The 25,678-nt window shown below is 43.0% G+C and carries 27 protein-coding genes; 9 read left to right on the top strand and 18 right to left on the bottom strand.

What is annotated here, in order from left to right; all coding sequences use genetic code 11:
• Positions 1 to 44 precede the first annotated feature (44 nt).
• From M1D98_RS01370 to purT, 9 genes are all read right to left on the bottom strand, one after another.
• Positions 45 to 1,388, bottom strand: coding sequence for an erythromycin esterase family protein (locus M1D98_RS01370; RefSeq protein ID WP_268558665.1), 1,344 nt, complete (start codon positions 1,386 to 1,388; stop codon positions 45 to 47).
• A gap of 88 nt (positions 1,389 to 1,476) precedes the next feature.
• Positions 1,477 to 1,770: a hypothetical protein gene (locus tag M1D98_RS01365; RefSeq protein WP_268558666.1), complete on the bottom strand. Its 294-nt coding sequence runs from the start codon at positions 1,768 to 1,770 to the stop codon at positions 1,477 to 1,479.
• A gap of 54 nt (positions 1,771 to 1,824) precedes the next feature.
• The gene (locus M1D98_RS01360) at positions 1,825 to 2,616 is read right to left on the bottom strand and encodes a phosphatidylserine decarboxylase (RefSeq protein ID WP_456279919.1); all 792 of its coding nucleotides are present in this window, start codon (positions 2,614 to 2,616) and stop codon (positions 1,825 to 1,827) included.
• Positions 2,609 to 3,097 (bottom strand): DedA family protein, encoded by a 489-nt coding sequence (locus tag M1D98_RS01355; protein WP_010331433.1) that lies wholly within the window; start codon positions 3,095 to 3,097, stop codon positions 2,609 to 2,611. Before M1D98_RS01355 ends, M1D98_RS01360 begins: the two co-directional genes overlap by 8 nt.
• On the bottom strand, positions 3,088 to 3,621 hold the full coding sequence (gene pssA, locus M1D98_RS01350) for a CDP-diacylglycerol--serine O-phosphatidyltransferase (RefSeq protein ID WP_121641770.1): 534 nt from the start codon (positions 3,619 to 3,621) through the stop codon (positions 3,088 to 3,090). The genes M1D98_RS01355 and pssA overlap by 10 nt, the downstream gene beginning before the upstream one ends.
• Before the next feature lie 200 nt (positions 3,622 to 3,821).
• Positions 3,822 to 4,706, bottom strand: coding sequence for an alpha/beta fold hydrolase (locus M1D98_RS01345; protein WP_010331435.1), 885 nt, complete (start codon positions 4,704 to 4,706; stop codon positions 3,822 to 3,824).
• A 173-nt stretch (positions 4,707 to 4,879) separates the two neighbouring features.
• Positions 4,880 to 5,278 carry a DUF2606 family protein gene (locus tag M1D98_RS01340; RefSeq protein WP_121641768.1) on the bottom strand — a complete coding sequence of 133 codons (399 nt, stop codon included), beginning with the start codon at positions 5,276 to 5,278 and terminating at the stop codon, positions 4,880 to 4,882.
• A complete protein-coding gene (mpr, locus tag M1D98_RS01335; RefSeq protein ID WP_456279918.1) occupies positions 5,241 to 6,179 on the bottom strand; it encodes an extracellular metalloprotease Mpr in 939 nt (312 codons plus the stop codon). Before mpr ends, M1D98_RS01340 begins: the two co-directional genes overlap by 38 nt.
• 140 nt (positions 6,180 to 6,319) lie before the next feature.
• Entirely contained in the window at positions 6,320 to 7,474 is a 1,155-nt protein-coding gene (gene purT, locus M1D98_RS01330; protein ID WP_456279917.1) for a phosphoribosylglycinamide formyltransferase 2, read from the bottom strand.
• Between the two features lie 44 nt (positions 7,475 to 7,518).
• Here purT and M1D98_RS01325 point away from each other — a divergent pair, with 44 nt between their 5' ends.
• From M1D98_RS01325 to M1D98_RS01310, 4 genes are all read left to right on the top strand, one after another.
• Positions 7,519 to 8,919: an ADP-ribosyltransferase gene (locus M1D98_RS01325; protein WP_456279916.1), complete on the top strand. Its 1,401-nt coding sequence runs from the start codon at positions 7,519 to 7,521 to the stop codon at positions 8,917 to 8,919.
• A 12-nt stretch (positions 8,920 to 8,931) separates the two neighbouring features.
• Positions 8,932 to 9,957, top strand: a complete 1,026-nt coding sequence (locus M1D98_RS01320) for an ADP-ribosylglycohydrolase family protein (protein ID WP_268558670.1) — start codon at positions 8,932 to 8,934, stop codon at positions 9,955 to 9,957.
• 178 nt (positions 9,958 to 10,135) lie between these two features.
• Positions 10,136 to 11,047, top strand: a complete 912-nt coding sequence (locus tag M1D98_RS01315) for a hypothetical protein (protein ID WP_268558671.1) — start codon at positions 10,136 to 10,138, stop codon at positions 11,045 to 11,047.
• Positions 11,048 to 11,109: 62 nt separating this feature from the next.
• Positions 11,110 to 11,535, top strand: a complete 426-nt coding sequence (locus M1D98_RS01310; protein ID WP_010331443.1) for a hypothetical protein — start codon at positions 11,110 to 11,112, stop codon at positions 11,533 to 11,535.
• A gap of 28 nt (positions 11,536 to 11,563) precedes the next feature.
• Here M1D98_RS01310 and M1D98_RS01305 read toward each other — a convergent pair whose 3' ends face one another.
• The 3 genes from M1D98_RS01305 to M1D98_RS01295 form a co-directional block, all read right to left on the bottom strand.
• Positions 11,564 to 12,817 carry an MFS transporter gene (locus tag M1D98_RS01305; RefSeq protein WP_268558689.1) on the bottom strand — a complete coding sequence of 418 codons (1,254 nt, stop codon included), beginning with the start codon at positions 12,815 to 12,817 and terminating at the stop codon, positions 11,564 to 11,566.
• Entirely contained in the window at positions 12,814 to 13,731 is a 918-nt protein-coding gene (locus tag M1D98_RS01300; RefSeq protein WP_268558672.1) for a bifunctional helix-turn-helix transcriptional regulator/GNAT family N-acetyltransferase, read from the bottom strand. Before M1D98_RS01300 ends, M1D98_RS01305 begins: the two co-directional genes overlap by 4 nt.
• Positions 13,732 to 13,820: 89 nt before the next feature.
• Positions 13,821 to 14,069 (bottom strand): YbeF family protein, encoded by a 249-nt coding sequence (locus tag M1D98_RS01295; RefSeq protein WP_268522032.1) that lies wholly within the window; start codon positions 14,067 to 14,069, stop codon positions 13,821 to 13,823.
• Positions 14,070 to 14,363: 294 nt separating this feature from the next.
• Here M1D98_RS01295 and glpT point away from each other — a divergent pair, with 294 nt between their 5' ends.
• Entirely contained in the window at positions 14,364 to 15,698 is a 1,335-nt protein-coding gene (glpT, locus tag M1D98_RS01290) for a glycerol-3-phosphate transporter (protein ID WP_121641760.1), read from the top strand.
• Between the two features lie 91 nt (positions 15,699 to 15,789).
• Positions 15,790 to 16,680: a glycerophosphodiester phosphodiesterase gene (locus M1D98_RS01285; protein WP_268558673.1), complete on the top strand. Its 891-nt coding sequence runs from the start codon at positions 15,790 to 15,792 to the stop codon at positions 16,678 to 16,680.
• 25 nt (positions 16,681 to 16,705) lie between these two features.
• Here the strand turns inward: M1D98_RS01285 and M1D98_RS01280 are convergent, their stop codons facing one another.
• Complete coding sequence (locus tag M1D98_RS01280; protein WP_205600459.1) at positions 16,706 to 18,334, bottom strand: Na/Pi cotransporter family protein; 1,629 nt, start codon at positions 18,332 to 18,334, stop codon at positions 16,706 to 16,708.
• A 356-nt stretch (positions 18,335 to 18,690) separates the two neighbouring features.
• On the opposite strand from M1D98_RS01280, the gene M1D98_RS01275 reads away from it, so the two are divergent.
• Positions 18,691 to 18,951 carry a hypothetical protein gene (locus M1D98_RS01275; protein WP_039075993.1) on the top strand — a complete coding sequence of 87 codons (261 nt, stop codon included), beginning with the start codon at positions 18,691 to 18,693 and terminating at the stop codon, positions 18,949 to 18,951.
• Between the two features lie 39 nt (positions 18,952 to 18,990).
• On the opposite strand, the gene M1D98_RS01270 is transcribed toward M1D98_RS01275, so the two are convergent.
• Positions 18,991 to 20,244, bottom strand: a complete 1,254-nt coding sequence (locus tag M1D98_RS01270) for a cytochrome P450 (protein WP_121641757.1) — start codon at positions 20,242 to 20,244, stop codon at positions 18,991 to 18,993.
• 163 nt (positions 20,245 to 20,407) lie between these two features.
• Between M1D98_RS01270 and blaOXA the strand changes: the two genes are divergently transcribed.
• Positions 20,408 to 21,211: a class D beta-lactamase gene (blaOXA, locus tag M1D98_RS01265; RefSeq protein ID WP_121641756.1), complete on the top strand. Its 804-nt coding sequence runs from the start codon at positions 20,408 to 20,410 to the stop codon at positions 21,209 to 21,211.
• Positions 21,212 to 21,242: 31 nt separating this feature from the next.
• Here the strand turns inward: blaOXA and M1D98_RS01260 are convergent, their stop codons facing one another.
• The 4 genes from M1D98_RS01260 to M1D98_RS01245 all read right to left on the bottom strand — a co-directional run bounded on the left by M1D98_RS01260 (position 21,243) and on the right by M1D98_RS01245 (position 24,657).
• The gene (locus tag M1D98_RS01260; protein ID WP_121641755.1) at positions 21,243 to 21,434 is read right to left on the bottom strand and encodes a YbxH family protein; all 192 of its coding nucleotides are present in this window, start codon (positions 21,432 to 21,434) and stop codon (positions 21,243 to 21,245) included.
• A 14-nt stretch (positions 21,435 to 21,448) separates the two neighbouring features.
• Positions 21,449 to 21,697 (bottom strand): sigma-G-dependent sporulation-specific acid-soluble spore protein CsgA, encoded by a 249-nt coding sequence (csgA, locus tag M1D98_RS01255; protein ID WP_003241413.1) that lies wholly within the window; start codon positions 21,695 to 21,697, stop codon positions 21,449 to 21,451.
• A 111-nt stretch (positions 21,698 to 21,808) separates the two neighbouring features.
• A complete protein-coding gene (locus M1D98_RS01250; protein ID WP_010331454.1) occupies positions 21,809 to 23,197 on the bottom strand; it encodes an amino acid permease in 1,389 nt (462 codons plus the stop codon).
• A gap of 275 nt (positions 23,198 to 23,472) precedes the next feature.
• Positions 23,473 to 24,657: a DUF4885 domain-containing protein gene (locus tag M1D98_RS01245; protein WP_456279915.1), complete on the bottom strand. Its 1,185-nt coding sequence runs from the start codon at positions 24,655 to 24,657 to the stop codon at positions 23,473 to 23,475.
• A gap of 132 nt (positions 24,658 to 24,789) precedes the next feature.
• Between M1D98_RS01245 and M1D98_RS01240 the strand changes: the two genes are divergently transcribed.
• Positions 24,790 to 25,647: a hypothetical protein gene (locus M1D98_RS01240; protein ID WP_039075999.1), complete on the top strand. Its 858-nt coding sequence runs from the start codon at positions 24,790 to 24,792 to the stop codon at positions 25,645 to 25,647.
• The last annotated feature ends 31 nt before the right edge of the window (positions 25,648 to 25,678 follow it).

Below are 25,678 nucleotides of genomic sequence, written 5' to 3'. Positions count from 1 at the left end.
TTTGCGATATGTAAAAATCCCCTGTTTACCACAGGGGACACCGCTCACTTGATAATGACAGATGGCGTGATATGCTCCAGCCAAATGACACCGTCATATTGTTCCTTCAGGATCATCTGCTCTTCCATGAACCCCCAATAGAGTGCTGTCCGCGGGGTATACATCCACGAAGTGCCTTTCTTGTTTTTGGTATGGAGAACATCAACAAAGACAGCTGGATGATCTGCAGCTTTCAGCAAAGCTTCAAGACTTCCAGTCGGCGGCGGGCTTGTGACCGGCGTAACGGTCTTATTATCTGAGCTATCAAGACTGGCGCCTGAATATGCATAAATGCCAATCGTATATGTCTGTTTTTTCAGCCGCTCCGGCAAATAATCACCCATATTAGGTCCGTTTAGCTCTACCCAGTCCTTTATCATTTTGGTATTCTGTTTGCGGATATGGTAATTGTGGGCCCATACAATGATCTTCTTTTTTGGATAGAGGGTTTCCGCAACCCACTGAAATTGTTCTGCCATCATGCGGTCTCTCATATAGAATGTAAAATCCTCAATGTTCTCCGGATAATCCTTTAGTTTTTCTTTCATTTCTTCTAGCATGTACGTTTCCATGACGTCAATTCTCAGCTGAAGGGAGTGCATAAACATCTCATAAGCTTTCGGCTCTTTTGGAAGGTGTGCTTTTAGCTCTGAAGCATGTGCTTCAGCGAACTTGATCAGCTCCTGATAGTTTTTCACAAGCGTTTCTTTCTTTTGCGCAAATTCATCAAACGTGTTGCTGTTAGTCACCAATGTTGAAAAGTCATTTTCTGATTGGGAGAGCAGCTCTGCTTTTTCAGGGTCCACCGCATTTACCCATTGGTTTGCAGCATCATTGAATGAATTCTTCATGCTTTGAATATCAAAACCCGTAAGGATAAGCGGATCGCCTTTCTCTTTTTGCTCTTTCATGTAAGCAAACAGCTCAACAACATCTTCTGTATGCCAAACGGGAAAAATGGATTTTTTCATCGTGCTCTTAGAGGTAAGTTGGTCCATATTAAGGTAGGATGCATTTGTATCGGTAAAGCCAGACTCAAAGGCCAATACATCGTACCCCAGTTCTTCGTGGAGGTATTTGATCATACGGACCTTTGTTGCATTGATTTCGCCAGCGCCGTGTGTGGTTTCTCCTAATTGAACAATTCGTTTTCCCTTTAGCGCCTTCTTCAGAAATCGAAGGTCTTTGTTTGAGGCATCGGAGGAATCCAGTGGATGTGCATGGCGCTGAATCCAGCGCTCCCAATGCTTTGCTTCAGAAGCAGCACGGGCGGAGGAGGCTGAAAAAGAAGCAAACACAAGACAGACAACCAGCAGCGGCAAAGCCATTTTGACAATCATTCGTTTCAATTCGATCTCTCCTTATCTGTTAGATTCTCTAGTAATTACGAGATCGATATAGAAAAAGTTTCCTTTTTTCATATCAAAAAAAGCTTCTCTATTCCAAGAAGCTTTCACTGGATTCTCTCATCACTTGATGAAAATAAAACCGATACGTATTTCGTAAAAATGTGTCAACCGGAAGCTGCACATCCGTTTGGTATTTGCTGATGATGAACGGAAACCGCTCGATTCCTTTCACGCGCAAATCACTCGCTTGCTCTTCATCCGTCGCCTTCTCTTGCAGAACCGCTTCAACAATTGACCAGCACGCTTCCCGCACTTGCCGCAGGACAGCTCTATCTCCGGTTGTCTGATAATCTGTGATCCAGCTAATGATTTGTTTCTCCATGAGGTTCCCCTTTCTTCAAAAAAAGAGGCGCTGCGTTTATGCGAGCTCCTCTTTTTATTCTTCGTACCCTATCAGTTCTCCGACTTGGACTTCTTGGCCTTCTGTTAAATGGGCGGCCGGCTGGAACGCGTCTTTTTCAAAAATCAAAATGACGGTTGAGCCGAATGAAAAGTATCCAAGCTCCTCGCCGATCTTCAATTCACCCCGGGTGCTCGTCTGCACGATAGAGTTAATATTCATCGCGCCGACAGGAATCATCAGGACACTTCGGGTGCCGCCATTCAACTCGTACACAAACCGGTAATTTTTCGAAAGCACATCTTTTCCGTATTGTAACCCTAATTGATTGACCGGATATGAGCGATTTCCGAGCTCGGCCAGCTTTTGATACGTGCAGCTGATCGGGGAATGGAAACGGTGATAATGCCGCGGGCTTAGATACAGTACGATGAAGTATCCGCCGTTATATTGATGGTCCGCGCTTTTACAGCCGGTCAGCTCAGCGAATGAGTAATCTTTTCCCTTTACCGTAAAGGTCTGGTTTGGATTAATTGTTCCTATCGTCTGAACCACACCGTCAACAGGGCTGACCACCGCGTCCGCCTCTTTTGAAACAGGGCGCCGCTCCAAATTAATATGCCGAATGAACAATTCGGAAAGCGAGCCGTAATCAGCGGCCGAGCCACCTACATCGTCCCAGTTGATCCGAAAATGTTTTGAGAAAAGCGGAATGACCGGTTTGCTCATGTTAGACTCGCAAAATCTTTTAATCAGATAGGAAGACAGACGATGATTTGTCAGCTCTATCAATGAACGATACAGAATCTTTACAGCTGTGTTAAACATGAATAATCCCTATTACCCTTCCGATTGTAATAAAAATAAAGCACCATAAAAAGGCGCCGACTGCCGCAAACACAATATACGTTTTCAGCTCCATTTTGCCGATTCCTGAAAAGTAGCACGTCATATGTCTGACGCCGGGTATGAAATAACCAAAAATGAGCGAATATGGACCGTATTTCTTCATCCATTTTTCCACTTTGATCATTCTCTTTTCTTTTAATCCGACCCACTTGCCGTACTTGTCGATAAACGGGCGGCCGGCTTTTCTGCCGATCATGTAGCTGATCAGCATACCTGACAAAGCTCCGACAAAGCTGATGAATATTGAAAGCTCATAATTCAGCACGTCCGTATTTGTGAAGTAGCCGACAACAGTCATCATCACTTCATCTGGAATCGGCAATCCAACAATCCCTAATACCAGCATCAAAAAAATAGCGAGATAACCGTAATCCGCTATGAGATCCTGAACTAATTCCATCTCCCGGACTCCAGGTTTTCTGCCGCATGTTTTTTAAAATGAGGGAATTTGATTTTACTCACCATTAAATATGAAAGTCCGCAAGCTCCGATTGCCAGCAGGATCGGGTGATAGGTAAAGCTGAGAAGCACAAGACACATACCCGCAAATGGAATCGGCATTCCGATAAATGTCGGAAGCTTACTTTGTTCAATGTTAAATTTAGAGAGGCGAAGCATTCCGCAAATGCTGTACGTCAATGCGCATAAAATCCCGATAAATGGCAGGGAATATAATGCGACACTGTAAGCAAGCATGGAAGGAGCCACACCAAACGTCACCAGGTCGGCAAACGAATCCAGTTCTTTGCCCATATCAGAAACGGCATTTAGCTTACGTGCAGCCATCCCGTCAAAAAGGTCGAGAAGCATGCCGGTAAAAATGAAAAGCACTGCTGCATGAATGTTATGATATAACAAGGAATGAATCGCCAGCAGGCCGCAAATAAAATTTCCTATTGTAATCATACAGGGGATATAATTCACAGTGTAACCAAACCTCCAATTGTAAAACCATCTATCATTATTCGACGTTATAGGCCGAATAGCGTTACAGGAAAAATTTTCTCTATTAAGCATAATAACATAAAAGGCCCGACAAAAAGCAGCACTCAAATTCTATTATTATACAACATTTGTTACCTTTTGAAAAATGAATGCCATTCTTTTCTTGTTTCTGACAATTTTTATTCTCCGCTCAAAAAGGACAAGACGCGTTGATTGACGTATTCCGGCTGCTCCAGAGATAACAGATGTCCGGCGTTCTTCACGATTTCAGCCTGAATTCCCGGTACCAATATGGAAGCACGCTCTAAAGCCATTTGCTGATGATACATGACTTCGTGCTCGCCAAACATCAGCAGCATCGGGACCGAAACCGATTTCAATTCCCGGTCTGTGAACACGTACGGAAAGCCGTTTTCTGTCGGTTTCAGGCTTCTTTGTTCATCCCGCCATTCCACACCCGCCACAATTTGTTTTCGCAGCACAGGATGCAGATCATAACGGCTAGCCGTGATCCACTCGATATAAGCCTCAGCTCCTCTTGCTCCTGTAAGTCCCGCAGTAAATTTATAGACATCTGGATCATAAGATATAAAGGCTTCAGCAGGGCTCATCACAATTGCCCGCTTTACTCTTTCGGGTGCTTGAAGCAAGAAATTTACGATATAGGATCCACCCAGCGAGAGGCCGGCCAGGTGGGCGCTCTCAAGTTCAAGCGAATCTAAGACGTCTTTCAGCCATTCTGCGGAATCTGCTCTCGTATCCAGAGCAGCTGACGGTATACTTTTATTTTTGTCTCCTATTATATCGACCGCATATGTACGAAATTGACTGCTCCACGCCGCGATATTCGGATACCACATAACAGAGCTGAAGAGTCCCCTGTGAAGCAATACGAGTGAAGGTGCGTCCTTTGGCCCTTTTGCCATGATATGTGTTTTGCCAAAACGAGTAGAAACATAGAATGATTCCGGCTCAATCGGCCACAAAGAAAGGCTGTGATCATATGCCTGGCAAAAGCGAAGACCGCTTTCAGCCGAGGCAAGCTGCATCGAATCTTGTGTCATCTTCTTCTTTTTCCTCCGGGTTTGATTGATATAAAATTAAGGATAATGCTCCTTTTATCTCATAAGAAAAAATACCTATTTATCATTATCTCACATTCTAAATTTCCAGTATATAGTTTGACTTCCCGGATAAATAAAAAAAGGCCGTTTCCCCTTGAAACCAAGGAAACCGCCTATTCTTTGAAGGCTAATGAAATGGCCTTATCTTTCTGATCCTCTGTTAATGAGATGTGATGGGTTACTGACTTTTCATCCTTCGTCAATGCGACTGAGTAGTCACCTTTTTTGCCGGTATCCCATTTGATGTCTCCATTTTTATCTGTTTTGCCGAGTATCTCGCCAATCTCTATACTCGGCTCTTGATCTGAGGCCGGTGCTGCGACAATCGTCACTTGCACCCCTTCAACCGGCAGCCCCTCGGCATCCTCCACATGAAGAGTGACAGGAATCGTTGTTTCTTTCTGAGCAGATTGGGTCGGTGAACCGCACCCGCATAAAAACAAAATAAACATGAAAATGGCTAATTTGCTGTACTTATTGATTTGCCCAATATTGAATATTGTTGAATACATCATTCGTCACCCTTGTTCCCAAGTTGTATGACGATCCTCCGTTCGTGTGAATTGCAATAGCTGTCTGGCCTGTATCACTGTAGTTTCGATAAACAGGTGAGCCGCTTTGGCAGCCATACGTATCGGTTGTATAGGTTAGCTTATATGTTTCAGCGGATCGAATCGGCTTTGTACCAGACCACATTGTGCCAAATGTTTTGTCACATGGGAATCCTGTCACTGACGAGGAAAGGCCCACAGGACTGCTGCTGTTTGTTGTCCGGTAGCCGTACCAGCCAACCGTGTTTCCGGGAGAACCGTTTAATTTTATAGCTCCGTAATCATAATTGGTGTTATTGCTTTCCGTCCATCCTTTAACAGAGTAAAACATCGTGCCTGAATAAGTTCCATATGGATATGACGAACCGTTGCGGCCCGGCGCGGCTGTTATCGTTGAAGCCCAGCCATGATCCTGGCTGTACACACAATGTCCAGCCGTTACGACTGTATTGGCATTGACTAAAAACCCGGTGCAGCCATATGTGCTTGAGGTGTTGGGATACTTGATTGAAAGTTGGACAGTTGCTCTGTAAGGAAAAGATGTAGTGCTGGAGATTCTGGTGCGTTCATCGGTTCCGATGATACTCGAAGGCTGTAAGGCTTGAATGTTTTTTTCCAGTTCCTTTTGGCCGTATAGCGATTTACTTGTTTTCCCGGTTCCCTCATAAGGAGCGGAAACCTGTTCTTCTTTTGACGTTTGGTTTTTTGTAGCATCAGCTTCTTTACCCGTATTCGATACAGACATTTGCGGGTTCTCCTCCGCTTTTGCCGGTGCGCCGAAAGATACCGACGCTGCTAATGCCAGACATAAAACCGTTAAGTAAACGAACCACTTTTTTCTGAATGTTGGAACTAATTTCATTTTGTCATCTCCCTCCCTTTGTGTCAACCACCCTTAACAGTGGAAGACTTTTACATTATAATCACGTTTCTGATTCTTATGATAAAACTTTTATCAGGAATGAAAAAAGGCCTTGTACCCTGACAAGGCCTGCTTTCGCTCTATGTTATAGATAGCTGATCCAACGCTTTCTTTGCGTTATTTCTCGCTGTTTCAACTGTATCAGCCGCAGATAGCGCAACCGCCATACGGCGTCCGGCTTTCGTTATCGGCTTACCAAAGACGCGAACTTGTGTTTTCGGTACTGCCAGTGCGTTTTCCAGTCCTTCAACTGTGTAATCCGCTGATTCTTCCGGTGCTTTGAGGGGCCGGCTGGCGCCAGGAGAAAGCTGTGTGATTTCTGTAATCGGAAAACCGAGAATCGCCCGGACATGCAGCGCGAACTCTGACAAATTTTGCGTCACCAGCGTGACCAGGCCCGTATCATGCGGACGAGGAGAAACCTCACTGAAATACACCTTATCTTTCGCAAGGAAAAGCTCAACGCCAAACAGGCCGTATCCGCCAAGCTCATCCGTAATGGCTTTCGCAATATGCTTCGCTTCTTCCATTTGCTGCCCTGTCATATGATGCGGCTGCCATGATTCGATATAGTCTCCGTCCTTTTGCACATGACCGATCGGCTCGCAAAATGCCGTGCCGTTTACCGCTCGTACGGTTAAGAGCGTAATTTCTGATTCGAACGGGATGAACTCCTCAACGATCACGCGCCCATTTTTCACACGTCCGCCTTCCATGGCTGTCTCCCAGCAGCTCTTTACATCTGCTTCAGAGCGGCATACGCTCTGGCCTTTTCCAGAAGAACTCATCAATGGTTTAACGACACAAGGAAAGCCGATCTGAGCTGCCGCTTGTACAAATTCGTCATATGTATTCGCAAACTCATAGCCAGCCGTTGGAAGTTCGAGCGTTTCCGCCGCAAGCCGCCTGATCCCTTCCCGATCCATCGTTAGCTTTGCAGCACGCGCATTCGGGATGACGTGAAACCCTTCCTCCTCTAGCTTCAGCAATTCATCCGTCGCGATCGCCTCAACCTCAGGCACAATCAAATCCGGCTTTTCTTTCTCAATAATGGTTCTGATCTGCTCGCGATCCAGCATATCAACGACATAACTATTGTGCGCGACCTGCATCGCCGGAGCGTGCTCATAACTGTCAACTGCCGCCGTCTGCACCCCTAGACGCTGAGCTTCAATCACTACCTCTTTTCCTAACTCACCTGAACCTAACAACAAAACCTTCTTTGATTGATACATCTTTGCCCCTCCTATCTATTTCCCAACCATTATAACTGAAATATTTGAAAAATAAATTTTTATTCAAAAAGACGAAATTAGAAATCATCATGAGCTTGCAACAGAGATTTTTTCATAAGAATGCAGGTGAGCTCCACAAAACTACTGATCCTGAGGAATACTTGAAAATTGCAGACAAGATTGGCACTGACAACCTGAACGCTGAGCAATTACAATATTATTCAAGCATTGTTCAAATGAAGGCACAACAAGAAACAGGAAAAATGCTTGTCGAAGGCGCAAAGGGTGTAATTGTCGGGCTCTGGGAAGCCGGAAAAGACATCGTCACCGGGGCATGCGACCTCGCAGTCGGCGCTTACGATCTTGCTGTATGGTCTTATAGAGCGCAGGGTAAGATGGGCATCGAGGAACAAGTCAAAGCCGGACAGGAACTCCAAAATGTGATTTATAGCGCGCCCGAGACTTTTGAATATATGGTCGATTCATTCAAAACATCTTGGAACGACAATATGGTTCATGGTGATGCATATAGCCGCTCCCATTACATCACCTACGCACTTGCTTCCCTTTTTGGAGCAAAAGGACTCGGAAAAGTGTCATCAGCAACAAAAGCCGGAAAATTCGTGACAAAGGAAACAAAAGCTTTTGTGAACGATCATAAATCTTTAGCAAAGAACATTACTGATAAAGCGAAACCTTATTTCACATTGCCAAATAACAATCATCTAGAACCTGCAATACAGGGCGCTGGGAATATCGAAAACCCTATATCGAAACTTGAGAAGAATTTTGATAAAAAACATGAAAACTTTGTCAATATTAATGGTAGCGCTCAAAGCAAATCAGGTGGCGTAGGACCAATCGAAAATTCTAAAATTACACGTGATATTAATACAGTAGAACAAGCACACCAATGGGGAAGCAAGTATTATGACGATTGGATTAATTCATTAACTCCACGTGAACAACATGCTATTAAGCAATATACTGGCGACGATTATAAGATAATAAATGATTATTTAAGAGGAATTAATGATTCTTTAGATGGCATTGATTTAGATACAATCTATAATATAAAGAATGGGTTGGATAAAGCGAGAGTTCCACACAACTTACAAGTTTATAGAGGGACAGACCTCAGACCTTTAGAGTCATTAATTGAAGTTGACAAATATGGAGACATTAATGCTGAATCACTAATTGGGAAGACTTTTAGAGACAACGGTTTTGTAAGTACTGCAATTGTTAAAGAATCACCCTTTGAACACATGAAAGTCTCGTGGGAAATAAATGTTCCAGCAGGAGCTCATGCAGCTTATCTCGGAAAGATAAGTCATTTCCCTAATGAAGCTGAGTTACTTTTAAATTTTGGACAAGAGATGGTAATTAAAAGCGCACATGTTGACAGCAGCAATAAGTTACATATTGTTTTAGACTTAATTTAAGTGGGTGAAAAAATGAGAGGCAGAAGAATGATAGATAGATGGGAAGATGACAATAAGAGCTTCCTTAAACTGAATATAAAAAATAAAGTACTTCCAACAATATACGGTGGCATTGTTGGAGATATGTTAGGAGTTCCAGTTGAATTTAAAACAAGAGGAGAATTTCATATACAGGATATAGTTGGATACGGCACATATAATCAACCTCCCGGAACCTGGTCTGACGATACATCGCTGACTTTATGTCTGGTTGAGAATGTAGTTGAAGAAGGAAGCACCAACAATTTGATGCAGAAATTTAAACAGTATCAAGACGAAGGCTATTGGACGCCGTATGGTGAAATGTTTGACATTGGAAGGACGACTGCCGAAGCGATTACCCGATTTAGGAAAGGTGTTTTGCCAGAAGAATGCGGCGGTCAGTCAGAGTTTGATAACGGAAATGGAGCATTAATGAGAATTTCACCATTAGTGTTTATTTTGCATAAAGAATTTGATTTTGTAAAAAAAGCGGAGATGATCAAGAAATACACTGAAATAACCCATGCCCATCCGCGTGCTATAGTTGGTTCCATTATTTATGTTGAGCTATTACTAAGGCTATACTATAACAATTCAATTGATACATCTTTAAGAGAAGTGAAAGAGCTTTTCGATGAGAATTTTGCAAAGGAACATATATACCATAAAGAGCTAACCCATTATGAAAGAATTTTTGACAAACGTTTTTTGAATACACCAAGAGAAGAAATTCAATCAGACGGATATGCCGTTCATACTTTAGAAGCTGCAATATGGTGTTTTGGCACTACAACTTCATTTACCGAAGCAGTACTTACTGCAGTAAACCTAGGAGAAGATACTGATACGGTAGCATCAATAACAGGATCGATAGCAGGAATGTATTATAAGATGGACGGAATTCCAGAGGATTGGTTAGCTAAAATAGCCCGTAAGCAAGATGTTGATCAATTAATAGAAAATTTCTATGAGCATTGTGCAGAGAAAGCTATTATTGAGGAATATGGAAAGCTTTAAATTTTTTAACTATTTTCAGGCCTCTTATAAATCTCATAAAAAAACAGTAGCTGCACTTCTACTAAATTATTTAGCTATTTTTGTTATTATACAGCTATACAAAACTGCATGAACATAAGTTAAAATATGCTCATGCAGTTTTTTAGTTTATTTATGATCTTTTGGAGGTTTATCAAAAATGAAGAATGATCAAATCGTTTTTGAAAAAACAAGGACCATCGCTCATGATATCGATCAGATGCAAAATCAACAGGAGAAAATAGATTATCTTTTTCGCCAAGATTCTCTTACACTCAACCAGTTGAAGCAATATTATTCTGAACCTTTCCTTCCGCTTCATTTTCTAGTGAAAGAAGCAGTTTTATGCATGTTTATATCTATGGCTTTAGCTTCTTTCTTTTTTATTCAAGCAAAAGAAGTCTTCATCAATCCTACATTATCAAATATTTCACCTGCAGTTTTTTCTATTTTTACAGTCATATGTATGTTTATGACTTATACCAACGTCATAAAAAGAGGATATAAAAACAAAGGAGAAGCATCCCTTATTCAACAATCTAAATTCTATGAGAAAAACAAGTTAATTCATACAATACTTTATAAAAAATATAAAGTGGATCAACAAAACATACAAGCAAATGAACCAACTGCCTCTGATAAAGAAGATTCAATGAATTTACATGCTGTATTGAACCATGTACTTACAATTAGTAAAAATGATAAAGAGCTTTTGGCCTACTTAGATACAAAAGATATTGCTGTGCTAAACCAATTAAAAGCATATTTTTCTGCTCGTCCATTTTCCCTTTCACATTATATGAGTTTAATGTTTTGCGGAAGTATAATTGTCATTTATGCAACTACTCTATTTTCAGGACAAATTAATTACATTGACATACCAGATATGTTTATCTATCTTTTATTCATCATTTTTTTGAAAATCCTTATTGATTTGATAAAGCTTTTAAATATTTCCAGAAAAGGACAATTACATACTGTTCTGCACTTTGTGCAGAGAGCCGAATATTTGCGAATGAAAGGAGTTATAGATTTTATTCTAACTGAAAGATATAACAAAAAAATTCTTTAGTTTTGTTTCAACTTGAATTAAGAAAAGAAATACGCAATTTTTATAATTAGGAGATGTATGTATTGAATGTAGACCTACACACATATAAAGAAACCGAAATAGCAGCGAAGTTTATTTTAGAACATGCAAAAGATGATAAAGAACTTTTGATTTTCCTAAACAAACATGACTCCATCATGCTTAATCAATTAAAAGTATTCTTTAGCGAACCGCAACTCACATTCAAACACACCGTCAAAATCGTTTGTTTCGTTACATTCGTAACTTTATATATTTATTTTTTCAGCACTCGTTTTAATGAATTAATACAATTATCTGTACAAATGTTTTTTGCCTTGATCGGCCTTTTTTGGGTTTTTGTTGTTTTTCCATTCTCAAGAAAAGTTCAAATCTCTGACCGCTTCAAACAAAAATCCGAAAACGCCCGTATTGTCGGCATGATTGACTTCGTATTAGAACAAAAATACAAAAAAAGCATCTCTGAATAATGCCATCATCAGAGATGCTCCTTCTCTCTTACACCTTCTCCGCCATAGCCGCACTGTCACTCGTGACCTCCGCGGGCTCCCTCAGCATCACATTCATCACACTTGCCAGCACAAGCATCCCAATCGACAAATAAAAAGCCATTGTATACTCACCCGTTACCGTATAGATGACGCCAGGGATATACGCGCCGAGTGCCGAGCCGATTTGATGGGCGAGCGACAGCCAGCCGATCATAAGGCCGATCGAGTAGTTTTGAAAGTATTGGGTGGCGAGCATTTGAGTCGGCGCAACGGTAGCGAAGTCCACTAATCCAAACAGAATTGCAAAACCTAGAAGCAAGTAGGGTTCGTGGCTGTAAATCAGAATCACAATCGAAAGCGCGCGTACCGCATATAAAAAGCACAGGATTTTCCGGCTGCTCCACCGGTCCGCTACCATTCCGGACAGTAAGATGCCAGCGATATTAAAGCCGGCAAGCAGACTGACAGCGGCACTTGTGACTGTCGTGGAAAAGCCGTGATCGTGAGAAAACGGAATCAAATGGGTATCCATCAGTCCCACGGTCGTAAACCCGCAGATCAAAAACGGCAAAATCAAAAACCAGAATTGCCTCATCCGAAACATTCCAGTCACTGAAAGAGCAGTTGTGTTGGGCGCTGTTTCTTTTTCTGCAGCAGTCAATCCGCCTATCGGCTCTGCATTCTTTTCTGAAGGATTGTTCCGCAGCATCAGCAGTGCAGCCGGAAAAACAATCACGATTAACAGCAAGCCCAATACCACCACCGTCAGCTTCCAGCTAAACCAATGGATCAGCATGAGTGAGCCTGGAACGAGAAGCATTTGCCCCGCTCCAAAACCTGCTTCCATGATCCCAAAGGCTAGTCCCCGCTTTTTGCTGAACCAATTGACGACCAACACACTTGCTGCCACATTCGATGCTCCCCCAACTCCAAGCGAGACACCTAATCCATAAAGCAGAAACAGCTGCCAAGGCGAAGAGACAAAGCATGTTAAGAAAATGCTTATCCCTGTCAGCAGCGCACTCCATGACAAAACAGCCCGGGCACCCCATTTGTCCACAAGCCGCCCAATCACAGGCTGAGATATGCCATAGACAATAAAACTTATTGTAGAAATCAGCGAGATGGCGCCTCGATCCATTGAAAACTGCCGTTCCCATGGCTCCACAAACGCTCCAAACGACAGGCGCACCCCCTGAACGGCCAATAAGATCAAAAAGGTGACGGAAACGATGATCCACGCGTAGTGCAGTCTTTTCATGACAGCTCCAAATCCCACCGTTCTTCTGTCAGACGCTGGCCCCATAATGGCGCTTCTTCTTTCACTTCACTTACTCTGAAACCAAATTTTTCATAGAGCGGACGAGCCTCAGCCATGGTGCTCACCGTCCAAAGAAAAATGCGTTCAAACCCCATATCCCTGCAATATGCAACCAGATGCTCCAGCAATTGTGTGCCCAGCCCCCTGCCTCGAAAAGCGTCATCAACTAGGAACCACCTAAGCTGCACGATCTTTTCATCATGTTTGACCAACCCGACAGAGCCGGCAAATTTCCCGCCGCTTTCCGCAATCCATATGGTTTCAATTTCAGCATCAAAGGTCTCATGAAGATAAGCTAAAAACGTGTCGTCCCAGCCATGGGCCTCCGCATAAAATTGTCTCTGTTTTTCGATGAGAAGCTGGAGATCATCCGAAAGAAAATAATCTCTAATCGATATGTCTGACGTTCTGGAAGAAAGCGACTGTGAGAGGATCGCTTCAATTTCTGCCATCGCCTCCGCAAGCTTTCGCTGGTCCTTTTGGTCAATTTCTTTGAGCATCCGTTCTACTTGTTCGTTCGCTTTCTCTTCCAGCTTTTTATAAATCGTTTTTCCTGTTTCCGTGACATAAATATAATGATGGCGGGCGTCATCTTTGCTCTTTTGTTTATAGATTAATTGTTCTTTTTCAAACTGTTTCAACATCCTGCTGACATAACCCCGATCAAGCCCTAGCTTATCCTGAAGGGCTTTGGCCGTACAATTCGGCGTATTATAGATTTCAAATAAAATCCGTGTTTCTGTTAAGGAAAACGGGCTGTCGTAAATGTGCTCATTTAGGAAGCCAAGGACATTCGTATAAAATCGATTGAACTTTCTGAATTTTAATCCGACAGATGTCTCACTGGTTTTCAAATCAATCCCCACTTTCTTGTATCGTTGATTAAGGCAATTATAACCAAACATAGTTGCCATAGTCAACGATATCTTAGAAAGTGGGCATTTCATTTTTTTGATGCTTTCCTTTTCCTGACCACAATTAGTGTGATATACGATATAGCAGCTGAAATCAGAGTATAGACAACAACCCATCCCAAAAATGATGGATTAAAAACGGTAAACGTGAGCACTAGCGAAATCACCAAACTAATCATCGGCATCAGATATACGTTTTGACAAACACAAGTCCCGGCAACCGATAACATGATAATTCCTAACGGCAAAATACCGAATGCGAGTTCTAATTCATCCATCTGCAACAGCCTCCCTCCAGATTTTTATGCTGCTTGCAAAAAAACATAACCACAATAAGTAAAAGGGTATTATTCACTTTTCGAAAAATCCAGTTTTAAAATTAACCGTTTACATTCACTTCTGACTATGATAATTTAAGAAAGCGCTATCATAATAAGTTAATAGCTTGGATGGAGATGAGGAGAGCCAGGAATCTAACCCCTTTTATACAAGGGGAGTTTCTGGCTCTTTTTGTTTTTCAGAAAGGAGGCACGCCACACATCCGGCACATACAGCAAAGGGGGATGATTTTGATGTTTCACATCTTTAAACCGGCTCCTCACATTGAGAGACTGGATGATTCAAAGACGGATGAGGCTTATAAACGGCTTAGGCTCCAAGTATTCATTGGTATTTTCGTCGGTTACGCGGGCTACTACCTGCTGCGGAAAAACTTTGCCTTTGCCATTCCTTATCTGCAGGAACAGGGATTTTCAAAAACGGAACTGGGCTTGGTGCTGGCCGCTGTGTCCATTGCATACGGCTTCAGCAAATTCATTATGGGGATGGTGTCTGACCGCTGCAATCCGAGATATTTCCTCGCGACAGGCCTGTTTTTATCAGCAATCGTTAATATTCTTTTCGTTTCAATGCCTTGGGTGACTTCAAGCGTTACCATCATGTTTATTTTTATGTTTATCAACGGATGGTTTCAGGGAATGGGCTGGCCGCCATGCGGCAGGACAATGGCCCACTGGTTTTCTATTAGTGAACGAGGCACAAAAATGTCAATCTGGAATGTTGCCCATAACATAGGCGGCGGTATCCTGGCTCCGCTTGTCACTCTTGGCATTGCGATGTTTGTGACTTGGAAAAGCGTATTTTTCTTCCCAGCCATCATTGCCATTATCATTTCATTTTTAATTGTTTTATTGGTTCGCGATACGCCTCAATCTTGCGGCCTCCCGCCAATTGAAGAGTATCGGAATGACTACCCGACACACGCTTTTAAAAATCAAGAAAAAGAATTAACAACAAAAGAAATCCTTTTTCAATATGTGCTGAACAACAAATTTCTATGGTTCATCGCGTTTGCCAATGTATTTGTCTATTTTGTGCGATACGGCGTGGTTGACTGGGCGCCTACTTACTTAACTGAAGCCAAAGGCTTTTCTCCTGAGGACTCGCGTTGGTCGTATTTTCTGTACGAATACGCCGGCATACCGGGAACGATCCTGTGCGGTTGGATCAGTGACCGATTTTTCAGAAGCCGCCGGGCACCGGCAGGCGTTTTGTTTATGGCGGGCGTTTTCATTGCCGTATTGGTGTACTGGCTGAATCCGGCCGGCCATCCGCTCGTCGACAACATCGCCCTGATCAGCATTGGCTTCTTAATCTATGGACCGGTTATGCTGATCGGCCTGCAAGCGATTGATCTCGCGCCGAAAAAAGCAGCCGGAACCGCGGCCGGTTTGACCGGATTCTTTGGATACATCGGCGGATCTGCTTTCGCAAACGCCATTATGGGCTTTGTTGTTGACCGATATGATTGGAACGGCGGCTTTATCATGTTGGTCTCTTCCTGCATTCTCGCCATCGTCTTCTTGGCCCTGACATGGAATACAGGAAAACGGGCGGAGCACGTTTAAGAAAGAAACATAAAAGATTAATCATTTTCCAATACGACGTTTACATCTGTTTTTTAATATGAAAGACAGTTATTGATAAGGAGGAGAAATCATGAGGAAAAATAGAATACTAGCCTTGGTTCTTCTGTCGCTCGGCTTACTCTCATTTATGGTAACCCCAGTGTCGGCAGCGTCAAAAGGAAACCTGCTGTCACCTGACCGTATCCTGACGGTTGCGCATAGAGGGGCTTCCGGATATGTGCCTGAACATACGATCCTGTCTTACGAAACCGCTCAGAGAATGAAAGCAGATTATATTGAATTGGATCTGCAAATGACAAAAGACGGCAAATTGATTGCCATGCACGATGAAAAACTGGACCGTACCACAAACGGAACAGGCTGGGTGAAAGACCATACGCTTGCAGACATTAAGAAACTTGACGCCGGTTCATGGTTTAATGAAGCCTATCCGGAAAAAGCAAAACCATGGTACGCCGGTCTGACAGTTCCTACATTAGACGAAGTATTAGACCGTTTTGGAAAACACGCGAACTACTACATTGAAACAAAATCGCCCGACACTTATCCAGGTATGGAAGAAAAACTGCTCGCTTCTTTGCAGAAACATAAATTACTGGGCAAACATGCTAAACGCGGCCAAGTGATCATTCAATCGTTCAGCAAAGAAAGCCTGGTAAAAGTCCATCAATTACAGCCAAACCTGCCTACCGTACAATTACTGGATGCCAAACAAATGGCGTCCATGACAGATGCTGGCCTAGAGGACATCAAAACATACGCTGTCGGTGCGGGACCGAGTTATAAAGCCTTAAATCAAGAAAACGTCCGCATGATCCGCAGTCACGGCCTCCTGCTTCATCCTTACACAGTCAATACGGAAGCAGATATGCGCCGTCTGCTTGACTGGGGAGCGACAGGAGTGTTCACAAATTACCCTGATGTCTTCCAGCACGTTAAAAAAGACTACAAAAAACGCTGAGAACCTAAGATTCTCAGCGTTTTTCTTATTGATTTTCACCAATAACTGCTTCAGCAATATTGACCGCATGATCACCGATACGCTCCAGGTTGCTGATCATATCGACAAAGACAATGCCCGCTTGTCCAGTGCACAGCCCTTCATTCAGACGGATAATATGCTTTTTGCGAAGCTTCCGTTCCATTTTGTCAATCTCATCTTCTTTTTCAATAACTTGTTCAGCGATCTTCACATCATTGTGGTGCAAAGCATCCATGGACGCCTTCACAGTAGAAATCGTCAAATCCATCATTTTGGTTAAATCCTCCATGGCAGATTCAGTAAGAACCACACGATGCGCCTGCTGATATTCAATCAGTTCATTCACGTTTTCGAAGTGATCCCCGATTCTTTCAATGTCTCTGACTGTATCCATCAGCATATGATGCTCTTCAGACTCGTGCTCTGAAAGAGAGCTTGAAGAAAGCTCAATCAAATAATCAGTAATTTTTCGGTCAAGATTGTTAACTGCATCCTCTAGCTGGTAGGCACTTGCCGCATATTTCGGCTGTTTTGTGACCATGAACTGTTTTGTGACCTCCAGCCCCTGTACCGCAAAGTTCCCCATTTGCAGAACTTCTTCTTTTGCTTGTCCGAGAGCAATAGATGGAGATTGCTCAATAAAAATCGGATCAAGATGCGACTTGTATTCCACCATTGAATCCTTGCCCGGAATCAGTTTTGTTACGATCAAAGCCAATATCCCCACAAAAGGAAGCTGTATGAGTGTATTGGACGTATTAAAGATTCCATGCGCAAAGGCAATTGTCATTTTAGGATCAAGCCCCATTGAAGCCTGCAACCATAAGATCAAAGAAGTAAACGGCTTAAGCAAAATCAGGAAAATCGCTGTCCCGATAAGGTTAAACAGCACATGAGTAGCCGCAGCACGTCTCGCGGCAACAGATGCCCCGAGAGACGCAAGAATCGCGGTGATCGTCGTTCCGATATTGTCCCCGAATAACACCGGAAGTGCGCCGTTAATATCAATGAGACCATCTGAAAATAATCCTTGCAGGATACCGATCGTGGCGCTGGAGCTTTGCACGAGTACCGTAAACAATGTCCCAATGACAACACCTAGAACCGGATTGGTGCTCATACTAACCGTTAAATCATGAAACGCTTCAAGTGAACGGAGCGGTTTCATGCCGCCGCTCATTAACTCCAACCCATAAAACAGGGCCCCGAATCCAAACACAATCTGGCCAGCATTCTGCACATTTTTATGTTTAAAGAAGAACAGTAAAAATCCGCCGGCGGCAATAATCGGCAAGGCATAGGCCCCTATGTCGATTCCAATAATAAATGCGGTAACCGTTGTTCCAATATTGGCCCCCATAATAACGCCGATGGCCTGGCGAAGCGTCATAAAGCCCGCACTGACAAGCCCAACGGTGATCACCGTTGTTCCGGAACTGCTCTGAATCAAAACCGTCACAATGATCCCCGCCAATACACCCATCAGCGGATTGCTTGTAAAACGGTCTAAAATATTTCTTAATCTATCTCCAGCCGATTTCTGAAGTCCCTCTCCCATGAACTTAATCCCAATCAGGAAAATACCGAGACCCCCGAGAAATTCGAACAGTAATGTTTGTAAATCAATCGCCAACATGTTCACCTCTATTTAGACATTATTCAGCAAACTCACTTCGATTATGTTTCAAGTTCAATTGGTTGTAAATAAAACAACCGCTGAATTTACAATAACTTAACAATCAGCCTTATGGTCCTATTTCAGGTTTACATTCGTGTAATATTCCGCGATGAACATGACCAATCGACTACAAAAATCTTACATCATCACAAGGTTTTATCATGGGCATTATTCTTTCCTTCTCCAGCTTTCTCTATACTGAAACAAGCACCCTCTTTACAGTTCTCCTAAGACAACCGGCAAGGTTTAGTGATCATGAGAACGGGAATGATATAGGAAACACTACTCTTACAATAGAAAGGAGTATCACCATGAAACAAAAGCTGTTACTTTCAGGTCTCGCTGTTTCAACTGTCGGCATCACTTCTTATCTATTAAAAGACCCGTCAAATCGCCAAAAAGCACGAGAATTCATTCACAGCATGAAAATGAAAATGACAAAACAACCTGAAATGGAAAAGTTCCCAGTCGATAAAGCCGGCCACCCGCACCCGCAAGATATTGAGGACAATAAAATGGTATCCGAAGGCTCCATGTACCCCGTCCAATATTATGATGAAAAAAAGAAGTAATCTAAAAGCTCTCTTCGATAAGGAAGAGAGCTTTTGCATTTACCCTTTCCGTCTGATTCCGCTCATCACAAATCCGCTTTCAGGCAATGATGGCATTCTGGCAAGACTGTAATGCAGCGATTGTTCCGGGACGTTGTATTCTACCTTATTCACAAGAAAATCCAGGCTTGCTTTCATGACTTCAATTGTTATCCCTTCCCCTGGACAGCGATGGCCTTTCTCCGCGTGGCCCCCGCCTTGGGGAATCAAATCAAACGGATTTTCCTCGCGCTCCTCAAATCGTTCAGGCCGAAATTCATCAGGATTGTCCCATAAGCGGGGATCGTGATTCGTTCCATATACATCAAGCAATACCGATGTACCCTTCTTAAACTGACAGTTATTCCATTCAAAATCCTTTTTAACAAGCGCCCCTAAAAACGGGCCAAATGGGTAATATCGGCGGACCTCCTGCACAAACATTTCTCTTTCCCGGCTGCTTCCAGAACGCAGCCATTCTCTATACGCAGGATTCTCATGAAGCGCCAAAGCTGAAAACACAAGAAAGTAAGAAATCGCAACAATCGGCCGCAGTACATTAATCAGCTCGATGGCGGCCATCCTGGAATCCAGCTGGTTGCCATCTTCTTGCGTGTGAAACGCCATTTCATGCAGCGCTGTTCCGGCAGGTGTCTTCAACAAGCCGGCACGAACATCTTCAATCATTCTTTCAATCCACTCTTCCGCACGCGGCCTCGCTCTTCTTCCCTTCCAATGCCTCGGCCCCACGGCACCAAACGCGTCAACCATATCGATGAAATCATCCGCTCTCTCTTTCACTTCCGTTTCCTTCAGCGGAACACCTGCCCAATAGCACGCCACCCTGCACAGGATTTCTTTTGCTTCCTCAAATAACACAACCTGATCTGCCTTCTCCCATCTTGTGACTGCCGCTTCCCACTCCTCTGTCATCAGTTCAGCCAAACGCTTTTGATGCGGCGGCGTCATTAATGACAGAAAAAGCAGCTTCCGATGAAGATGAGCTTCACCATCCATTGTCTGGATCGCATTCACCCCAAACAGCGATTTCTGCACTCGTTTCGGGAGAGCCCCCTGCCGCTGAAATCGCTCCGTATCATAGAATACCTTCGCGGCCTCCGCGCCGCTCATACAAATAAATGTTTTTCCAAGCAAACGTGCCTGAAACAAACCCGACTGGTAATGCTCTTTTCTGTTCTTTATAAACAAATATCCTTCCCGCATCAAAGCCAGACTGTTATCAAGGCTTTTGTCATGTGGAATATGCTCATTCATCCTGCAACCCTGCCTTCCTTTTTACCCTCTTTTTTCACGTTATCACCCGCAGATAAACCCAATTACAGTATTTGTTTTCAAAACCAAATTTACGCATTCTTTTAAAAGGAAGTACAAAAGAAATAGAGAAAAGATAATTGACCAAAGCAAAGGGGAGAACCAAATGAAGAAATGGACATATGTTGTGCTTGTGCTGAGTATTGCAGGGATCGTCGGTTTTTCCGTTTACGCATCATCGTCTGCCCATGAAAAGCATCTGAATGTCAGCCAAATGAAAGTCGATAACGAATTCAAAGATACGGATGGAACCTTCATTCTTCACGATGTGCAAAAGGACAAGACCTTTATATACAACAGAAAACGTGCAAACAAAAGACAAACTCCGCAGTCCACCTTCAAGGTCGTAAATGCCTTAATCGGTTTGCAAGTAAAAGCTGTTCGAGATGAATACGATGTCAAACGGTGGGACGGGGTCAAGCGTGAGTTCGATTCATGGAACCGCGACCACACGCTTGGATCGGCCATGCGTGAATCGGCAATCTGGTATTATCAGGAACTGGCGAGGGATATCGGCGAAAAAAGGATGAAGGTCTGGCTCCATACTTTGTCGTACGGCAACGAGGATATCAGCGGCGGCATCGACCAATTTTGGCTGCAGAGCTCGCTTGCAATTTCTCCGCTGGAACAAGAAGCCTTTGTGAAGAAACTTTTTCATGAGACACTTCCCTTTGATCAATCAGTGATGAAAACCGTCAAGCGCATGATGATTCAAGAGGAAGGAGATCATTACACGCTCTTTGGGAAAACCGGAACCCGCTTGACAGATATGGGATTAGGCTGGTTTGTCGGATTCATCAAAACAGAGCATGGTTCGTATATTTTTGTCACCAATGTCGATGATTCCGGCACAAAAGCCAAAAACATTACAGTGAATATCCTGAAAAAATACGGCCTGATCACATCCTAAATGAAAGGAGCCCTGCATAATGGGCAGGGCTCTAAATCTCATGCTCGAAACAATAATGATTCACAAGCTCTTCAATCAAATCGTGATCTGGATATTCTCCGTTACATTCAAATTCAATTTCTTCCACAAATTCGCCTTGATGGTATACATGGATGGCTCCGTTTTGTCGGATAACACTAAACTCCGGCTGAAATGTATATCCGTTTCGTTCAATTGCTCCCATTTCTTACCCGCCTTTCAAAGCAGTAATTCATACACCTCGTTTAATTCCTTGGCCCGTTTTTGATCCTGTTCATTCTGCGCATACTTAATTTCTTTTTCTAATACATGGTTCAAAAAAGACATTTCATTGTCATCCAAATCTTTTACAAATTCCTCTTCATTCACATAACGCTTCGCCAGCATCTTCTTGCAAATCCGCTGGCAGACTTCATTTTCAAGGTGGTTCGAAAGTGATTCACGCAAATAACCGAGTGTAACATCCATGTTATGAACACCTTTCCTTCCGCTATCTTTACCCTATAGCTTGCGGAAACAGGAAAATTCCATACGCCAAAAATAAAAAAAGAGACATCCGTGAATGTCTCTTTTTCCATGTTATTCAACCGATTGATCGCTTTTTGCCAAATTGGCCTGCGAACGCTTGCCAATCCCAAACACATAATAACTAATGACCACAAGCGCTAAGAAAATCACACCGACAACCAGAGAGATACGAGTATCATCATTGAACCACATGCCGACAAGAACCATCAGCAAGAAAGCAATCGTCACATAGTTTGTGAAAGGCGCAAACGGCATTTTGAATGGATGTTTATCTAATGCAGCGCCCTTCGCTTTTCTGAATCCGATGTGGCTGATCAAGATGACAAACCATGGAATCATACCAGGCAGCACGCTGGCGCTGTAAACATATACAAAAATCTTCGGCGGCGCGATATAGTTCAGCACAACACCAACAGCCAAACCGATCATTACAGCAATTGTGCCGTAGAGCGGCACCCCATTGCGTGAAATCTTCGTAAAGAATTTTGGTGCTTGTCCATTTACCCCCAGTGTATAAAGCATGCGTCCTGCACTGAAAATACCGCTATTACAGCCGGACATTGCCGCTGTAATCACGACAAAGTTAATAATGCCGGCAGCTGCTGTAACACCAATTTTCGCGAACGTAGACACGAACGGACTTCCAAGTGAATTGAGCTCATCCCAAGGATACACTGTCACAATCACAAAAATAGCACCAATATAGAAAATCAAAATGCGCCAAATAATACTTTGAATCGCACTTCTTAGCGTGTTTTTCGGGTCTTTTGCTTCACCGGCTGTAATCCCGATCAGCTCAACCCCTTGATAAGCCGCAATAACAAGAGAAAGCGCAAAGAAGAAGCCAGAGAAGCCGTTAGTAAAGAATCCTCCGTGGGACCACAGATTCGACAATCCGATCGGATCTCCGCCGTTGCCGAATCCGAAGAAAATAATCCCGATTCCCGCAATAATCATCAAAATAATCGTCACGATTTTAATCATCGCAAACCAAAACTCAAACTCGCCAAATGACTTAACAGAAATTAAATTCGCCGCACCGAGAATCACCATTGCCACGATACCAGGTATCCAAGCGGGCAAATCCGGGAACCAATACTTCATGTAGGAACCGACAGCGATAATTTCTGACATGCCGACGATAACCCACTGAAACCAGTTGCTCCATGCTGTCATATAACCTGCCAGCGGATGAATATAGTTATGGCCGAATGTTGCAAAAGAACCCGTGCTCGGTTCGACATACAGCATTTCACCCATCGCGCGCATGATAAAAAAGATAAAAATCCCACATATTGCATAAGCCAAAAGGACAGACGGCCCAGTCCATGAAATCGTGCTGGCAGAACCCATAAACAAGCCAACACCAATCGTGCCGCCCAAGGCGATCATTTGAATGTGACGAGCGCCTAATCCCCTCTTTAATTCTTGATTTGCCACTTCTCTTCCTCCTCTTAATAAAATTCTCGAAATCTCCCTCTGTAACAATCTGAAAATTCAAACGGAATATTGTTATATAATCTCTAAAATTACTTATTTCATCATAATAAATTTCTCTGGAAAATACAATTGTTTTTTTCAGGCAAACACTTTTAGTCAGAGTTTTTCATCAACACTTCATTTTAATTTTTTTATATAAATATAATTAAATTATTTGAATTTTATAATTCCTTTTCTTTTCATAAAAAAAGAGCTGTTCCCAATGAACAGCTCACCTAATAATGCACGCCCGTTTGACGCTTTAATATTTCAAGCCACTCGGTATCTCCGGTGCCATAGCTCTTGCTTTGCCCTGCATCTCTCAAAGATCCATTGCTGTAATCAATTGAAAGGATGAAATCCGGGATGGCATCATACCCGGCTTCCGCCAGTTTACTAAGCGCCAAACGATAGTGGGATATAGCATAGGGAGCCGTTTGTTTTTGGACAGGATCTTTTTCAAGCTCTTCTTTATAAACGTCTATTACGTCACGTCCATCAGGTGTTATGTACCGCCCGTCTATCACTTCTAAATCCTTCAACCGATAGCCTGTGACATCGTACATCTCACGAGCAGCTTGATACTTTTGATATGCCTCTTCGGAAAATTGTGTTGAATCACTGCTTAGGCTTTTCATGATATGTAAAAATAGCTCTTTGCTGTTGTCTCCAGATTGCAGCACTTGCTCAATTTGCTCAATCAGTGCCTGATCGTCTGTCCCGCTCACCTGGACCTTATAGTCAATCGGCGTAATCGTAAACGTCAGCTCTGTCCCCTGCGGAATGTGAATATGGTTTCGGTTCAACAGCACTTGCAGCTGCTGGTTAACCTGGCTTCGCTGATACACCTTTGCATTCTCATCCTCCACTTCTCCATGAAACGTGACATGGCGAAATGCGGCATCCTGCAAGTTATAGTTTTGCGCCTTCCCTTTGAATAGCCATTCTGTTTCATTATCATAAGCAGCCTGTCTTTCCGCAGCAGACAGATCACTTCTGAAATAAGGAGACTTTGCATTTTGGTACTTATCCTTGATATAGCCTAATGGATCAGACTTCATTTTGTTAATCGCATTGATCCTGCTGTATTTTTCATCTAGTATCTTGATTCTGATATCACTCTCAGACTCATAGGGGTTATTGGATTGAATCACTGTTTCCTCCCCTGTGTCCCTCACTGTTCGTTCATTCGCTGATCGATACACTTTGCTGAAAGTCCCGCTGTTTCCCGCCACACTGGTTTTCGAATAATTAATCTGATTAATCCCCTCATTATAAGATCGTGACTCGAGCCTGCTGTATGCCTTCTCCAGCACCGCTGCTGTTTTTTCAGACGTATTCTCGCGTGTACCAGCCACATTCCTATTCAATATGTTCTGTGCCATCAGCTGTGTGCGGATAAATTGCCGATTCAGACGCATTGGATTCCCTCCTGAACAATTTTCTCTTACTCTTTTTTATCGGCAAACCCAATGTATATATTAACCTATAAAAACATTTATTTACACAGTGAACATTATTATGTATGATGGAAATAAAAGGAGGTTGTTTGTATGACAAAAAAATGGCTTATCTCATTCGCGTTGATACTGTCTGTCTTATTCACCTTTACTTATTCGGCATCAGCCGCCGGGGTTACTGCGATTACAGGAAACAATTCATTCGATACCGCAGCGCCAATCGGTTATTGGAAATATAAGAATATCGATACAACAATTTTGGAAGCTGGGCAGGATGAAGCCTATTTCACGTTTACAGCTAATAAGGGAGAAAAAGTCTATGTGAGAAGTACATATCAAAGCGCGTACACAGGGATGAAAATTGAAATTTACGATAGAAACAGAGTACCTGTTTCACAAGGCACTGAAGTCATTAATCCTAATACGTACTCTTCTTTTATTTATGCCAATGCTGACGCCCAAAACACGACGGATACCTTCTATGTAAAAGTGTCACGCGGCTCCTATACCGGGAACATGTATTTCACACTTTCAATTGAAAATCGAATCAAATCCGGCAGCGGAACGTTCCCATTCAGCGGCGTTGCTGAAAATAAAGGAAACACTGCCCTTAGCCCCTCAGGTTCTGACTCCAGCGTGATCAAGGTTGATTTAACAAACCAAGCCGGAATACCACGCGATGCCATTGTCACTAGAGTACAAACAACAGCCACTCAAACACCAAGCCAGGGAAATACACGCCATCTGATCATGACAAGCGAAAACAACGAATGGCGCCGTGCTCTTGTAAACAGCTCGACGTCAGGGTCTTATGATATATCATTGTCAGATCAACTCAGTGTCGCAAAAGTATGGAGTTTTAAATATAATACTTTAGCGACAGCCAGATCGACGATGAGTAATGTCAAAGCAAAAATAGATTATGAATACGATGTCACAAAGCAATTTTAATTCATACTGAGCTGGTTCAAATTCCTTGAGC

This window comes from Bacillus sp. K7 (assembly GCF_053903245.1).
This window is presented reverse-complemented; position numbering and strand designations above follow the sequence as displayed.